A 15,591-nucleotide genomic window follows, 5' to 3' on the forward strand; every position below is an offset into this window, starting at 1 on the left:
CATGCGACTCAACCGGATCCTGCTTCCCACCATCCTGGTGGTCTTCGCGATGGTCGCCCAGGTCAGCGTGCTGGCTCGGCTGCACCTGCCGGGCGCGGTGCCCGACCTGCTGCTGCTCACCGTGCTGGGCCTCGCCATCAGCTACGGCCATGTCGCCGGCTGCCTGATCGGCTTCGCGGCGGGCCTGCTCGCCGACCTGGCACCGCCGGCCGACCACGCGGTGGGCCGGTACGCGATGGTGCTGTGCGTCACCGGCTATGTGGCGGGCCTGTTCAAGCCGGAGAACGGCCGGCTGCGTACCGCGGCCGGCCCGATGCTGTGCGTCATCGGCGCGGCCATCGGCACCACCGTGCTCTACGCGGGCGTCGGCAGCCTGGTCGGCGACACCGCGGGCGCCCATGTCGGCCTGGCCAAGCTGGTCTTCACCGCCACCGTCTACGACCTGCTGCTCGCCCCCTTCGTGGTGCCGCTGGTGATGGCGCTGGCCCGCCGCTTCGACCACGACCCGCTGTCCGAGGACGCCACGGGCGGCTACGGCGGCAGCCGCAGCCGGATGAGAACCGGTATCGCCCCGCAGCGCGCCGGGCTCTTCGGCCGGGCCGGAAAGATGGTCAAGGTCAACTCGATGGCCAGGGGAGTCAGGCGATGAGCAGCAACATCCCCGAGACCGGCCGCACCACCCGGGTCACCATCCGGCTGGTCATCCTGCAGATCCTGGTCGTGTCGCTGCTGCTGACCCTCGGCGGACGCCTGTGGTTCCTGCAGATCCGCAACGGCCAGCAGTACGACCAGAAGGCCGCCAACAACCACATCCAGCAGGTCGTCACCCCCGCCGTGCGCGGCTCGATCCTCGACGACCGCGGGGTGCCGCTGGCCGACAACGAGACCAAGCTGGTCGTCTCGGCCAGCCGTACCGACCTGCTCAAGCAGGCCGACGACGGCACCGCCGTACTGACCAGGCTCGCCGGGGTGCTGGGCATGCAGCCGCAGGACGTCATCGACAAGGTCCGGCTGTGCGACGCCAAGACGCCCAAGCCGTGCTGGAACGGTTCTCCCTACCAGCCGATCCCGATCACCGACTCGGCCACCACCCAGCAGGCGCTGCAGATCATGGAGCGCCGCGAGGACTTCCCCGGCGTCACCGCCGAGCCCACCGCCGTACGCCGCTACGCCGCCCCGTACAAGTCGAACGCCGCCCAGGTGCTCGGCTACCTCGGCCCGGTCACCGACGACGAGGTCAGCGCGTCGGAGAAGACCAGGACCCCGCTGCTGCGCTCCGACCAGATCGGCCGCTCGGGCCTGGAGAGCGTCTACGACGAGCAGATGCGCGGCACCGCGGGCGTGACCCGCTACGAGGTGGACAACCTCGGCCGGGTCATCGGCAAGGCCGGCGACACCCCCGCCCAGCCCGGCAGCAACCTGGTCACCAGCATAGACGCGAAGGTCCAGGCGGTCACCGAGAAAGAGCTGAACGACGCGATGGTGGCCGCGCGCAAGACGTACGACACCGTCTCCCACGAGAACTACAAGGCGGACTCCGGGGCCGCGGTCGTGATGGACAACCGCACCGGTCAGATCATCGCCATGGCGAGTCTTCCCACCTACGACCCCAACGAGTGGGTCGGCGGCATCTCGGCGAAGGCGTACGCCTCGCTGATCGACAAGAAGTCCGACTACCCGCTGCTGAACCGGGCCATCCAGGGCCAGTCCGCCCCCGGCTCCACCTTCAAGGTGGTGTCCACCAGCGCCGCCATCAACGCCGGCTACGCGCCGGACGGCAACTACCCCTGCACCTCCTCGATGATGATCGGCGACCGGGAGTTCAAGAACTTCGAGAACGAGAGCTTCGGCGACATCTCGCTCGGCCGCGCCCTCGAGGTCTCCTGCGACACCGTCTTCTACGGCATCGCCTACAACGAGTGGAAGAAGGACGGCGCCACCAACCCCAAGCACCCCAAGGACTGGTTCTTCAAGACCGCCCACCAGTTCGGCCTGGGCGCCAAGACCGGCGTCGACCTGCCCGGTGAGGTCACCGGGCGGGTGCCCGACCGCCAGTGGGCGGCGGAGTACAACGACGAGATGCAGGACTACTGGTGCCGTACCGCCGCGGCCCACAAGAACGACCAGAAGAAGAGCCTGGAAGTCCAGATCTCCGTCGAGAAGTGCGCCGACCACAACGTCATCCGCGCCGGTGACTCGGTCAACTACGCGATCGGCCAGGGCGACACGCTCGTCACCCCGGTGCAGATGGCCCGGGTCTACGCGGCGCTCGCCAACGGCGGCACCCTCTACCAGCCGACCATCGGCAAGGCCGTGGTCAGCGCCGACGGCAAGACCGTCACGCCGATCAAGCCCAAGGTCTCCGGCAAGCTGCCCGACACCAAGGCCACCTTGAAGTACATCGACAAGGCGCTGGCCGGCGTCGTCACCGAGGGCACCGCCGACTGGAAGTTCGGCGGCTGGCCGCAGGACCGGATCCCGCTGCACGCCAAGACCGGTACCGCCGAGGTCGAGGGCAAGCAGACCACGTCCTGGTTCGACACCTACACCAAGGACTACACGATCGTCATGACGATCTCCCAGGGCGGCACCGGCTCCGGTGCCTCCGGCGAGGCCGTACGGCGGATCTACGAGGCGATGTACGGCATCAAGAAGGACACCGCCACGATCGACCCGAAGAAGGGGATCATGCCGCAGCCGGTCACCACGCTGCCGAAGATCTCCGCCGACGGTGTCGCCTCCGCCGCGTCGTACACCCTCCCGTCGTCCGACGAGCTGTTCGCGCCCTCGGGCCCGCGCACCGCGGGCGGCGCCGCCCCGGCGCTCGCCGCGCTCGCCCCGGGACGGCCCGAGAAGCTGCTGCTGGGCAGGCGGTACTGGTCATGAGCGCCCACGGCTACACCTCCGTCCCCCGCTACACCCCGGAGCGGTCGACCCTCGGCAAGCTCTTCGCGCGCGACTCGGTCGTACGCCGGATGGACTGGCTGCTGCTCTTCGCGGCCCTGCTGCTGTGCGCCATCGGCACCCTGCTGGTCTACTCCGCGACCCGCAACCGCACCAGCCTCACCCACGGCGACCAGTACTACTTCCTGCTGCGGCACCTGATGAACGCCGGCATCGGCGCCGGTTTCGGCATCGGCGCGGTCGTCATCGGCCACCGCCGGATGCGGGATGTGGTGCCCTTCTACTACGCGCTGGCGATCCTCGGCATCCTCGCCGTCCTCAGCCCGCTCGGCTCCACCGTCAACGGCGCCCACTCCTGGATCGTCATCGGCGGCGGCTTCTCGCTCCAGCCCTCGGAATTCGTCAAGGTCGCGATCATCCTCGGGATGGCGGTGGTGCTGTCCGCCCGGGTCGACGCGGGCGACCGCGAGCACCCCGACCACCGGACCGTGCTCCAGTCCCTCGGCATCGCCGTGCTGCCGATCGGCATCATCATGCTGATGCCGGACCTCGGCTCGGTGATGGTGCTCGGCGCGATCGTGCTGGGCGTGCTCCTCGCCTCCGGCGCGTCCAACCGGTGGGTCTTCGGGCTGATCGCCTCCGGCATCGGCGGCGCGCTGCTGGTCTGGCAGCTCGGCATCCTCGACAAATACCAGATCGACCGCTTCGCCGCCTTCGCCAACCCGGCGCTCGACCCCTCCGGCGTCGGCTACAACACCAGCCAGGCGCGGATCGCCATCGGCTCGGGCGGTCTGCTCGGCAAGGGCCTCTTCCACGGCAGCCAGACCACCGGCCAGTTCGTGCCCGAGCAGCAGACGGACTTCGTCTTCTCCGTCGCGGGCGAGGAGCTGGGCTTCGTCGGCGCGGCCTTCATCATCCTGCTGATCGGCGTCATCCTCTGGCGCGGCTGCGCCATCGCACGCGGCGCGACCGACCTCTACGGGACGATCGTGGCGGCGGGTATCGTGGCGTGGTTCGCCTTCCAGGCGTTCGAGAACATCGGCATGACGCTGGGCATCATGCCGGTCGCGGGTATCCCACTGCCCTTTGTGTCGTACGGGGGGTCCTCCATGTTCGCGAACTGCGTGGCCATAGGGCTCCTCCAATCGGTCAAGATGCAGCGCCCGATGTCGGCGTGAGCCCCTCCGGGGGCGGCCGTACGCCGGGCGCCCCCGGCCGCGGGCGGATCCGGGCCTGCGGCCGTACGCCGGGCGCCCCCGGCTGCGGGGCTGCGGCCGTATGCCGGGTGCCCCGGTCGCGGGCGGACCGGGAGCTGGGGGCATCCGGGTACCCTTGAGGGTCATCCACCCCCCGGGCCACCGGCCCGGGGCGCTCACCGCCAGCTGATGAAAGTCGCCGAGATGCCTGTCGAGTCGGTCTTCCCGCGCTTGGAAGCACTTCTCCCGCACGTCCAGAAGCCGATCCAGTACGTGGGCGGGGAGCTGAACTCCACCGTCAAGGAGTGGGACGCCACCGATGTGCGGTGGGCGCTGATGTACCCGGACGCGTACGAGGTCGGGCTGCCCAACCAGGGCGTCATGATCCTCTACGAGGTGCTCAACGAGCGCGAGGGCGTGCTCGCCGAGCGCACGTACAGCGTGTGGCCCGACCTTGAGGCGCTGATGCGCGAGCACGGGGTGCCGCAGTTCACCGTCGACGCGCACCGCCCCGTCCGCGCCTTCGACGTCTTCGGCCTCAGCTTCTCCACCGAGCTGGGCTACACCAACATGCTGACCGCGCTCGACCTGTCCGGTATCCCGCTGCGCGCGGCCGACCGCACCCTGGACGACCCGATCGTGCTGGCCGGCGGCCACGCCGCCTTCAATCCCGAGCCGATCGCGGACTTCATCGACGCGGCCGTCATCGGCGACGGCGAGCAGGCCGTCCTGGAGATGACCGAGGTCATCCGCGGCTGGAAGGCCGAGGGGCGCCCCGGCGGCCGTGACGAGGTGCTGCTGCGGCTGGCGAAGACCGGCGGGGTCTACGTACCGCGCTTCTACGACGTCGAGTACCTGCCGGACGGCCGGATCGCCCGGGTCGTGCCCAACCGCAGCGGTGTGCCGTGGCGGGTGTCCAAGCACACCGTGATGGACCTGGACGAGTGGCCGTACCCCAAGCAGCCGCTGGTGCCGCTCGCGGAGACCGTGCACGAGCGGATGTCGGTGGAGATCTTCCGCGGCTGCACCCGCGGCTGCCGCTTCTGCCAGGCCGGCATGATCACCCGCCCGGTGCGCGAGCGCTCCATCACCGGTATCGGCGAGATGGTCGAGGCGGGCCTGAAGGCCACCGGCTTCGAGGAGGTCGGCCTGCTGTCGCTGTCGTCCGCCGACCACAGCGAGATCGCCGACATCGCCAAGGGCCTGGCCGACCGGTACGAAGAGGACAAGATCGGCCTGTCGCTGCCGTCCACCCGGGTCGACGCCTTCAACATCGACCTGGCCGACGAGCTGACCCGCAACGGCCGCCGCTCCGGTCTGACCTTCGCACCCGAGGGCGGCTCGGAGCGGATCCGCAAGGTCATCAACAAGATGGTCTCGGAAGAGGACCTGATCCGTACCGTCGCCACCGCCTACGGCAACGGCTGGCGCCAGGTGAAGCTGTACTTCATGTGCGGGCTGCCCACCGAGACCGACGAGGACGTGCTCCAGATCGCCGACATGGCGAAGAAGGTCATCGCCAAGGGCCGCGAGGTCACCGGCCAGAACGACATCCGCTGCACCGTCTCCATCGGCGGCTTCGTGCCCAAGCCGCACACGCCCTTCCAGTGGGCCCCGCAGCTCGGCGTGGAGGAGACCGACGCGCGCCTGGAGAAGCTCCGCGACGCGATCCGCGGCGACCGCAAGTACAGCCGCAACATCGGCTTCCGCTACCACGACGGCAAGCCCGGCATCATCGAGGGCCTGCTCTCCCGCGGCGACCGCCGCGTCGGCGCCGTGATCCGCGCGGTCTACGAGGACGGCGGCCGTTTCGACGGCTGGCGCGAGCACTTCTCCTACGACCGCTGGCTGCACGCCTGCCGCACGGTGCTCCCCGAGGCCGGCCTCGACCTGGCCTGGTACACCACCCGCGAACGCACCGCCGAGGAAGTCCTCCCCTGGGACCACCTCGACTCGGGCCTGGACAAGGACTGGCTCTGGGAGGACTGGCAGGACGCCCTCGACGAAACCGAGGTCGAGGACTGCCGCTGGACCCCCTGCTTCGACTGCGGCGTCTGCCCCCAACTCGACCTCGACATCCAGGTCGGCCCAACAGGCAGGAAGCTCCTCCCCCTGACGGTCACCACCGCCGGCGCCAAGCCGTAAGGCCCCGGCCAGGACCGCCCGAGCCGATCTCCGCCCCGACAGCCGCCGAGGCGGCGGAAGCCCTCTTCCGCCTCGGCGCCACCGCGATGAGCCCGCCTGCGAGCCAGGCGGGCGGACCAGTGGTGAGGCCGGGGGGCGATCGCCCGGCCGCCTGGTGGTTCACCGCTGTGACGAGTGCGGGACCGACCGGGTCTGCCCGCATGCGGGTGTGGAGGAAGGGGTCCCGTCCGGGGAGGGGCGTGTCGATAATGGGGCGGGCGGGGCCCGACCCGGGTCGTGCGCTGGTGCGGGAGGACATTGATGGCTTACTCCTACGATCCTGAACTCCTGCCGTGGGCGGCGCAGTTGCCGGCGTCGGACTACGGGGACGTCGCCGCGGTGCGGGCCGAGTTGGCGGCGCTGATCGGGCAGTTGCCGGTGTACCGGCCGGCCGTCGCGGTGGAGGTGGCGGACCGCAGCGTCGGCGGGCCCGCCGGGGGGCCCGATGTGGGGGTGCGGGTCTATCGGCCGCGCGGCGGCGGGGAGTTGGCGCCGGGGCTGCTGTACATGCACTACGGCGGGCTGATCAGCGGGGACCTGGACACCAACCACTCGGCGGTGCTGCGCATCGCCGAGCAGGCAGGGGTCGTGGTCATATCGGTGGACTACCGGCTCGCGCCCGAGCATCCGTATCCCGCCGGGCTGCACGACTGCTACGCCGTACTCGAATGGGTGGCGGAGCACGGCGCGGAATGGGGCGTGGACACCAGCAGGCTCGGGGTGGCCGGGGACAGCGCGGGCGGGGTGCTGGCCGCCGGGCTGGCCCTGCTGGCCCGCGACCGCGGGGTGCGGCTGCGGATGCAGTGCCTGAGCTTTCCCGAGCTGGACGACCGGCTGGAGACCCCCTCCGCCCTCGCCTTCGTCGACACGCCGGTGCTGGACCGGGCCAGCGCGCTGCTGAGCTGGCACCACTACCTCGGCGGCAAGGACGCCTCGGAGCGCACCGACGTGTCGCCCTACGCGGCCCCGGGCCGGGCCGAGGACCTGGCGGGGCTGCCCGCCACCTTCATCTCGGCGTGCGAGTTCGACCCGTTGCGCGACGAGGACCTCGGCTACGCCCGCCGGCTCATCGCGGCGGGCGTGCCGACCGAACTGCACCACTACCCCGGCACCTTCCACGCGTGCACCGGGATCACCGCGGCCGCGGTCTCCGAGCGGATGGTGCGCGACCAGATCGACGCGATCCGCCGGGTCCTGCACGGCTGACGGCGGTCCCGCGGCGGCCGGCCGCCGACGTCACCCTCCGCGTACCGAAGGGACCCGCGCGGCGGCCGGCCGCCGGCGTCGACCCCCCGGCGTACCGAAGAGGCCTGCGCGGCGGCCGGCCGCCGGCGTCGACCCCCGGCGTCGACCCCCCGCGTACCGAAGGGACCCGCACGGCGGCCGGCCGCCAGACGTCACCCCTCGCGTGCCGCCGAGCTCGCCGCCTCCACCGCGGCGATGAACTTCGCCACCTGCGGCGGCAGTTCGGCGCCCCGGTGCCACGCGAGGCAGACCGGTGTGGGCGGCAGGTCGGGGACCGGGATGACCCGGACGACCGGCGGCGCCATGTCGGCCAGCGAGACCACCGACAGGTGCACCGCGTCGGTGCTGACCACCAGCGCCATCATCTCCGCGATGGTGTTCACCCGGTGGCGCCGGCGGATCTCGCGGCCCTGCGGGGTGCGGCGCGGCACGATCTCGTCCCACAGGTACTCGGGGAAGGCGCCGGGGCGTTCGAAGGCGTCGTACGCGGCGACCTCCTCGACGGAGACGCTCTCGCGGTCCGCGAGCGGATGGCTCGCGCTCACCACGAGGGCGCGGGACTCCCAGTCCAGCACCTCACTGGTGGCGAGGTCGTCCTCCCGCGGGCCGAACTTGACCACCAGGACGTCGAATTCGCCGCTGCGCAGCGTCGAGAAGGGGTCGGTGAGGTCGTAGGGCGCGAGCACCGCCTGGTCCTCGCTGAGCCCCGCGGCGGCGAGGAGGTCGAGGGCCGTCTGCGGGGAGCTGGGGTAGCCGAGGCGGATCGGGCGGTCCGCCGAAGGAGTGGTGGTCGACTCAGGCATGGTGGGCTTCCTCGGTGAGAGCGGCGTAGGCACGCAACTGGTCGGGACGGCTCGGCGTGTTGGCGATCCGCAGCGCCGCGAAGGGGCCGGCCAGTCCCGAAAGCCGGGGGGCCTGGCGGACGGTGAGCTGGTCGCCGGGTCCGACGACTCCGTCGAGTACGGCTTCGACCAGCAGGTGGTTGAGGTGGACCAGGCAGTCGGCGACGGTCACCCCGGCGGTGGCCACGTACAGCTCACGGCGGACCGGGGCGCGTCCGGCCGGGTCCCGGTCGGCCAGGACCCGCACCACCGCAGGCGGCCGGGTGGGCAGTTCCGCCGACCCGTCGAAGAGCTTGAGCAGCCGGCGCAGGGTGCTGCTGTCCCCGACGGGCGCCGGGTCCTGCCAGGCCGCGGAACCGTCGTCGGCGACATGCCCGAAGGTGAACCGGTCCCTGAGGTTGTCCGGATTCCCGGCCAGGAAGACGGTACGGGTGAAGTCCTGGCGCCACGCGACGGCCGCCGCCGGGTCCACGCGGCCGGCGAAGGCGCAGGTGGCACGTACCCAGGTCGGCAGGTCGAAGCCGCGCAGCACGCAGATCGCCGAGACCTTGGCATCCTGCGCCGCCAGAAGGATCTCCTGCTGCGCGGCGAGCAGCCCGTCGGGGGTCCGCAGGTCGAGCCGTGCGGCCAGCTCCGGCCGTGCGGCGCGGATGCGCTGCGCGACCTCCGCGCGGAGCATGTCCTGGGAGATGGTCACAGGTAGACCGCCGTCAGCAGGCCGTGGGTGGGCGCCGGGCGGCGTTTGGCGAGCAGGCTGGACGTCAGCCGGTAGGGGTTGACGTACAGGTGGTCGCCGCGGTGCCGGGCCATGACCTCCGGCAGCGGCGCCGGATCGGTGTCCCGGCCGCCGGACAGCAGCCGGGCGGCGCGCGTCAGGCTCTGCCGCAGCACGTCGTGGCCGAAGGACTGCTGCTGGCCCGGCCCGAGCACGGCGATGAAGTACAGCCGCATCCCGAGCCGCAGCACCTCCTCGTCGTACTCCGCCGCGGCGCCGCCCAGCAGGGCCGCGGCGGTGTGGCCGTGCCAGTCGCCGTGCCGCGCGGAGCGGATCTGCCCGTCGATCGGCACCCGGCCGAGCGTGACCCGGCGGACGGTCGCGCCGAAGGCGGACAAGGTGCGCTCCAGCAGCAGGTAGTCCGGTTCCAGCTCCCGGTCGTAGAGCAGCACGATCTCGTCGAACTGCGGTGCCAGCGGCACCAGTTCCCTGAGCGCGCAGGCCAGGTAGTTGGGCCGGCTCTGCGCGTCCACGATCTGCCGCAGCGGCAGCCCGTGCCGGGTGGCGTCCAGGAAGACCGGGCCGCCGTAGGAGCGCAGGTCCAGGCACATGCCCAGCGACCCGAGGCGGTCCACGACCTCTTCCAGACCGAGGCCGGGCGGCTGGTGGGCGAGCAGCCCGGGGTCGTGCATGCCGAGCTGCTTGTAGTGCGCTGCCCACAGTTCGAGCACCCGGGCACTCGCCGGGTGGACCCAGCCGTGCAGCTCGACCGCGTCGGCGTACGGCCGCAGCGCGGCGGCGTCGGCCCGCCGCCCCTCGGTCCGGAATCCGACGTACATCTCCCCGATCCGCTCCTCGGAGAGACCGGAGTAGTCGGCGTCCCCGACGGTGCGGTCGAGGTACTCCCAGAAGCCCAGGGTCTGCTCGGTGCGGTGGTAGGTGGTGGGGCTGTAGCGGTAGGTGACATCGGCCAGTTGCGCGGTGGCCCGGTACATCACGTCGGTCCACAGCAGCCCCTTGAGGTGGCTCGGGGTGAGGGGCTTGGAGGGGGTGACCGTGATCGGGGCCAGCAGCACCCGGCGGCCGAGCGATGGGGGGGACAGGGCTTCGGCCTCCGCGGGGCGGCTGCCGTCGCGCACGGAGGCCGGCGGGGAAACGGAGGCCGGCGGGAGAACGGAAGCCGCCGGGGGACCGGGAGACGCTGGAAGACCGGGAGCCGCCGGGAGAACGGAGGCCGCCTGGAGAGTCGACACCGCTACGCTCCTTTCGCCGCCTCGATGATGCGGACGAACTCGTCCCGGCCGGGCACCCGCGGCAGCAGGGCCGGGTCGATCGGCGGCGCCTGGCCCACCCGGGCCAGGAACTTCTCGTCGGCGAAGGCCGCGGCGGGGGTGGTCAGGCCCATGATCACCCGGGTGACCGAACGCCAGACCAGCCCGTCGGTGAGCGCCGCGTCCCGCACCATCTCGGCGCGGGTCCGAGTCCCGTCCGGCGTGGGCTGCGGCGCGGGGGCCGGGCCCGCGCCGATCGCGGCCTTCCACCGGGCGGTGCGCTCCTTGTCCTCCTGGGCCGCGAAGTGGTACCAGGGCGTGAACAGCCGCTCGGCGATTCCGGCGGCGGCCCGGCCCAGGTCCTGGTCCACCGGGGCGCCCTCCAGCAGGTCGACCAGCTGGAAGGCGTGCTCCAGGGCCAGCGACATCCCGCGCCCGTACAGCGGGTTGGTGACGCAGGCGGCGTCGCCGACCGCGAACAGGCCCGCCACCGGCCGCTGCCCGCCGGTGGCCGAGCCGCGCAGCACGTTCGGCGGGCAGGCGATCACATTGACGCCGGTGAGCGGCTCGCTGACGCCGGGGGCGAGCCAGGCGCCGATGCCGGGGGTGGCCCGGGTGACGGCGGTGAAGGCGTCGGGCCCGCGCAGGCCGGCCGTTGCCTGGTCGCCCGGGGGCACCATGACCGCGACGGCGAAGGTGTGGTTGTCGGCCGGGTGCAGCGCGGCGGCGTAGTGGTCCCACACCCCGCCGGTCGCGTTGCCGCGGTTGAGCGGCCCGGGCCGCTCGGTGCCGCGCAGCCGGTACTGGCGGCTGTAACCGGTGATGGCGCACGGCTCGACCAGGTCGTCGGCCGGCGGTATCCCGGCCGCGGCCAGCCAGTCGCGCGATTCGGTACGCCGTCCCGTGGCGTCGACCACGACCGCGGCCGGCAGCACCTCGCCGTTGTCGGTGCGCACCCCGCGCACCTGCTCCGACGACGGGTCGAGCACCAGGGCGCGCACCGTCGTGCCGTGGTCGATACGGACCCGCGGCAGATCGCGTACGGTCCGGTACAGCAGCAGCTCAAGGACGCTGCGCCGGCAGGCCAGGGCCACCAGGTCGTCGTCGCCGACCTCCCGGGCCCGGTCCTGGACCGGTGCGGGCAGCGCCGCGATGAGGTCGAGCAATTCCGCGCCGGCCTCCAGGGCCGTGCTCAGCAGCTGCGGGGCCCGGCGGCGCAGCACCCGTACGCCGACCGAGGTCAGGGTGTGCGAGTGGACCGCCTGCGGCACGGTCGGCCGGTGCCAGTCCCGTACGGCCTCTTCGACCGGTCCCTCGGGCGGCGGGGCGGCGCGCTCCAGCACCCGGACGTCGTAACCCGCGCCGCTGAGGGCGAGCGCGGTGGCCAGGCCGGCGATGCTCCCGCCGACGACTATTGCGTCCGCCATCTCAGCTCTTCCTCCCGTGGACGAAGAACACCCGGCGCACCCCGGTCTCGGCGCGGTCCGGCACCGGGTCGGGCCACCTGCCGAACTCGGCCGCCGGGTCGCCCGGCTGCAACGCCTCCACGGTGAAGCCGTGCGCGTCGAAGAGCGCTTCCGGCTCGTCGGTGCCGAACAGCCACGGACAGCCCCAGCCGGCGAACACGTCGAGCAGGCCGCGCATGTTCGGCAGGGTCAGCGCGGCCGAGTTGACGATGTCCGCGGCGATCCTGCTGCCCGGCGCCATGATCGCCGCGACCCGGTCGAGGATGCGGTGCGCGTCGTCGCCGGGGATGTAGTAGAGCAGACCCTCCAGCAGCCAGGTGGACCGCTGCTCAGGGTCGTAGCCGGCCGCCACCAGCTTGCTCTCCCAGTCCGGCGAGGTCAGGTCGACGGCGACCGAGCGGTGGTCGACCCGCGGGGGTATCCCGTTCAGCCGGGCTTCCTTGTAGGCCAGCACCGCGGGCCGGTCCACCTCGAAGTAGCGCAGGCCGGCGGGCCAGTCGAAGCGGTAGGCGCGCGAGTCCATGCCGGCCGGCGCCAGCACGATCTGGTGCATGTCCGCCTCCTGCGCCGCCTGCTGGAGCAGGTCGTCGAAGAGCCGGGTGCGGATGGCGTTGTAGTCGGGGGTGCTCGGCAGGGTGCGCGCGGCGTTCTTGGGGAACGTGGCCTCGCGGATCTCGGCGAGCAGTTCGGGGCCCGCGTCGCCGGCCAGCCGGGCCGCGTAGGGGTCGTTGTAGAGCCGGTCCTCGCGGCCGGTCTCGGCCGCGCGTAAGGCCGCGGTCAGCAGCGCGGTCCGCTCGACGGCATCCAGTGTCTCGGTCATGCCTGTCCTCCCTTGCCGACCTGCGCGGTGCCGGTCAGCCGTTGCCAGAGTGCGAGGTCCTGTCGGAACAGCCGGTCCTTGACCTGGGTGGGCCGGATGCCGGAGGCGACGCCGGTGTGCCAGTCGCGCAGGAAGGCGTCGCTGTCGAGGCGCCGCAGGGCCACCGGGCCCAGCAGTCCGGTGGTACGTGCCGCCTGGTAGGTCGGGGCCTCGTGGCCGATGGCGGTGTCCAGCAGGGTGCCGAAGTGCTCGGTCTCCTGCTCGCTCCACCCGCCGGGGGCCGCGACGGCGAATTCGTAGTGCGCGGCGGCGGCGTCGGCCTGCTCCACCCGGCAGGCGGCGTTGCGGACGTCGAGCCCGGTGGCCCGGGCGGTCGCGGCCAGCGCGCGGATGACGTGCGTGTCGCGCAGCCGCTCGCCGACGGCGTCCGAGCGGGTGCTGCGGCCCCCGTACTCGACCCTGGGCACTCCGCCGACCCGGTCCACCACCCGTACGACGTCGCCCACCGCGTAGCGGTACAGGCCGCCGATGTGGCTGAAGATCACGTGGTAGTCGCGGCCCGGTTCCAGCTCGTCGAGTGTCAGGGTCGTCGAGTCGGGCCGTACGTCCTCCTCGGCGTCGAGGAATTCGTAGACCGAGGCGGTGACGACCAGGGAGCCGGCCGACCCGTGCCGGTCGAAGGCCACGCCGACGGGACCCTCGGACGCGGCGACGGGCGCGGGCAGGCCTGCCACGCCCGGGCCGAACTCGGCGAGCAGCCGCGGCATGTAGAGCGTGGCCATCCCCGTCGTCCAGCAGAACAGCGCCCGCATACGGGGCCACACATGGGACGGGCGCACCGTCCCGAAGTGCTCGGCCAGCCGCTCAAGCGTGGCGGCCCGCTCGGGGTTGGGGCTGCCGTACGGGACCCCGCCGAGCGTGCCGTCGCGGATCTCCTTCACCAGCCGGGGCCACCACAGGTTCAGCTGGTAGGGCACGGCGGCGACCATCGCCGGGTTGATGCCGATGACGCAGCGCACATCGCTCTCCACCGCGAGGCGCAGCCGCAGATAGGTCTTCTCCAGGTGGTCGTTCTGCTCGACCGGCACCGGAAGGGTGCCCCAGTGCGCGAAGGTGCCGGGCTCGGCGGACAGCGGCTCGCCGAACTTGCTGCCGAAGTCGACCTGGCTGGCGCCGACATGGGGGTGTCCCGAGGCGGTGGTCGGGGGCGCGGGCCGCGGGTCGTGCTTGAGGTTCAGCACCGCGTCCGGCCGGCCGAGCACATCGGGGAAGTGCTCGATCAGCGGCGCCCAGGCCGCGTAGTAGAACGGGAAGAAGGTCCGCTGCATGAAGCGCGGGGTGACCGGTATCTTTTTGTGGTCACCGGTGGTGCCGCTGCTGGTGAAGTAGACCGCCGGGTCGTCCGCGCTGAGCAGATTGCTCTCGCCCGCCGCCATCCGGTCGATCCAGGGGGCCAGCGCCGCGTAGTCGTTGATCGGCACCGCCTTGCGGAAGTCGTCCAGCGAGCGGATCGAGCCGAAGGAGTGGGCGCGGCCGTATTCGGTGCCGGCGTTGAAGTCCAGTAATTCGGTCAGGACCCGCTGCTGGTGGACGCTGGCGTCCGCGAGCGCGGCCCGCAGACTCTCCCGCTCGCCGAAGACCCGGTCCCGGTAGCGCTGTACGCGGGCCGGGTCGTCCCAGGTGTCACCAGATGACATGGCTCATCGCCTCTCGTATCTTCTGTGCGGTCCGCGAGATCTGTTCCTGCTCCTCGATGACGGTCACCGGAAGCTGCCTGACCTCTTCCCACATGACGGTGCGCAGGTCGGACTGGAATTTCTCGAAGGAGGTCTGCTCGGGCTGCTCGCCGTAGAACTCCAGGGAGTTGGCCTGCGCGCCCTGGCCGCAGCGCCGCCAGGCCGTCGCCGCCGACACTTCGAGGAAGATCACCCGGCGCGGCTGGGGGAAGGTGCGCCACCAGTCGAACATCGGGTGGCTGTCGACTCCGGCCAGCCGGCACTTGGCGAGGATCTTGTAGTAGTACGAGTCGACCAGGGCCGGCGTCCCGGGCGGGCCGCGCTCGATGCTGTCGCGCAGGTGGAGCGCCGCGGTCTGCAGCAGGGTGACCATGAAGTCGGTGGAGTAGTCGCGGTGCAGGCCGGGAAGCACATCGCCGACCAGATTGCGGCGTAATCGGCCGATCAGGGAGTGGCCCGGCCCGAGGAACCCGTCATCGAGGGAGACGATCGGCCAGGCGGGCGCGTGCTCGGCGAGTTCCGTCAGCGCCGAGGACTTGCCGGCGTAGTCGGGGCCGAGCAGTACGACGAAGGGGGGCGTGGTGCGCGGAGCGCCGGACGCCGTGCGGCGGGGTGGGGGAGCTGTCGCGTCCCGGGTCATCGGCGGTTCCCGTTGCCGGGACAGTGGCCGCTGAGGGTGTGGGGAGTGGGGCGGTGGGCGCCCATGGACGGCGGTGCGGGTGGGAGCGGCGGCCGTGGACACCCTCGCCGGGCCGCGTGGGTCACCGGCGCAGGTCCAGCCGACGGTAACTTTATCGAGCCCGATTCTGCCGGAGTCGGCATGAATCTTTCCCCCGTACGAAGTGTGGCCCCTTCGTCCCGCAGGCATCACGGGCCGTGCAAGGCGCATGGTCTTCCCGTCGCGCTGCACACTAGTACGTCCCACGAACTTGATCAAGGCTTGACATGTATGTCGTAATCTTGATCTTTTACGGTCCTTCGGCGGTCAGATCGGCGGGCTGACACGGCTTCCAGGGCGCGATCCCGGCGGGACGGCGGCCCGGCTGCGGCGTCGGACGGCCACCGGAGGCCGCGGCTGCGGGCGACGCGTGGCTGCTCGCGGCGGCGGGAAGTGGCTGGTCAGGTGAGGTGCGGCGAGGTGGCGGGCCGTAGGGGTGCGGCGGTGGCCGCGGCGGCCGGGGGCCGACGGTCGGTCCGGCGGGGCCGCGGCGG

The 15,591-nt window shown here is 72.0% G+C and carries 12 protein-coding genes; 5 read left to right on the plus strand and 7 right to left on the minus strand.

What is annotated here, in order from left to right; all coding sequences use genetic code 11:
* Position 1: 1 nt before the first annotated feature.
* From mreD to OHA86_RS25915, 5 genes are all read left to right on the plus strand, one after another.
* Entirely contained in the window at positions 2-649 is a 648-nt protein-coding gene (mreD, locus tag OHA86_RS25895) for a rod shape-determining protein MreD (RefSeq protein WP_329178921.1), read from the plus strand.
* Positions 646-2,886 (plus strand): penicillin-binding protein 2, encoded by a 2,241-nt coding sequence (gene mrdA, locus OHA86_RS25900; protein ID WP_329178923.1) that lies wholly within the window; start codon positions 646-648, stop codon positions 2,884-2,886. The genes mreD and mrdA overlap by 4 nt, the downstream gene beginning before the upstream one ends.
* On the plus strand, positions 2,883-4,082 hold the full coding sequence (gene rodA, locus OHA86_RS25905; RefSeq protein WP_329178925.1) for a rod shape-determining protein RodA: 1,200 nt from the start codon (positions 2,883-2,885) through the stop codon (positions 4,080-4,082). The genes mrdA and rodA overlap by 4 nt, the downstream gene beginning before the upstream one ends.
* 222 nt (positions 4,083-4,304) lie before the next feature.
* Positions 4,305-6,245 carry a TIGR03960 family B12-binding radical SAM protein gene (locus OHA86_RS25910; RefSeq protein ID WP_329178926.1) on the plus strand — a complete coding sequence of 647 codons (1,941 nt, stop codon included), beginning with the start codon at positions 4,305-4,307 and terminating at the stop codon, positions 6,243-6,245.
* A gap of 300 nt (positions 6,246-6,545) precedes the next feature.
* On the plus strand, positions 6,546-7,490 hold the full coding sequence (locus OHA86_RS25915) for an alpha/beta hydrolase (RefSeq protein WP_329178928.1): 945 nt from the start codon (positions 6,546-6,548) through the stop codon (positions 7,488-7,490).
* 191 nt (positions 7,491-7,681) lie between these two features.
* Here OHA86_RS25915 and OHA86_RS25920 read toward each other — a convergent pair whose 3' ends face one another.
* The 7 genes from OHA86_RS25920 to OHA86_RS25950 all read right to left on the minus strand — a co-directional run bounded on the left by OHA86_RS25920 (position 7,682) and on the right by OHA86_RS25950 (position 15,019).
* On the minus strand, positions 7,682-8,332 hold the full coding sequence (locus tag OHA86_RS25920; RefSeq protein ID WP_329178930.1) for a substrate-binding domain-containing protein: 651 nt from the start codon (positions 8,330-8,332) through the stop codon (positions 7,682-7,684).
* Positions 8,325-9,068: a DUF6182 family protein gene (locus OHA86_RS25925; RefSeq protein WP_329178932.1), complete on the minus strand. Its 744-nt coding sequence runs from the start codon at positions 9,066-9,068 to the stop codon at positions 8,325-8,327. The genes OHA86_RS25920 and OHA86_RS25925 overlap by 8 nt, the downstream gene beginning before the upstream one ends.
* Positions 9,065-10,225 (minus strand): hypothetical protein, encoded by a 1,161-nt coding sequence (locus OHA86_RS25930; protein WP_329178933.1) that lies wholly within the window; start codon positions 10,223-10,225, stop codon positions 9,065-9,067. The genes OHA86_RS25925 and OHA86_RS25930 overlap by 4 nt, the downstream gene beginning before the upstream one ends.
* Positions 10,226-10,341: 116 nt before the next feature.
* A complete protein-coding gene (locus tag OHA86_RS25935; protein ID WP_329178935.1) occupies positions 10,342-11,784 on the minus strand; it encodes an FAD-dependent oxidoreductase in 1,443 nt (480 codons plus the stop codon).
* A gap of 1 nt (position 11,785) precedes the next feature.
* Positions 11,786-12,643 carry a class I SAM-dependent methyltransferase gene (locus tag OHA86_RS25940; protein WP_329178937.1) on the minus strand — a complete coding sequence of 286 codons (858 nt, stop codon included), beginning with the start codon at positions 12,641-12,643 and terminating at the stop codon, positions 11,786-11,788.
* A complete protein-coding gene (locus tag OHA86_RS25945) occupies positions 12,640-14,340 on the minus strand; it encodes a GH3 family domain-containing protein (protein ID WP_329178938.1) in 1,701 nt (566 codons plus the stop codon). The genes OHA86_RS25940 and OHA86_RS25945 overlap by 4 nt, the downstream gene beginning before the upstream one ends.
* A complete protein-coding gene (locus OHA86_RS25950; protein ID WP_329178940.1) occupies positions 14,327-15,019 on the minus strand; it encodes a hypothetical protein in 693 nt (230 codons plus the stop codon). Before OHA86_RS25950 ends, OHA86_RS25945 begins: the two co-directional genes overlap by 14 nt.
* Positions 15,020-15,591 lie beyond the last annotated feature (572 nt).

Source organism: Streptomyces sp. NBC_01477, assembly GCF_036227245.1.
Classification (GTDB): Bacteria; Actinomycetota; Actinomycetes; order Streptomycetales; family Streptomycetaceae; genus Actinacidiphila.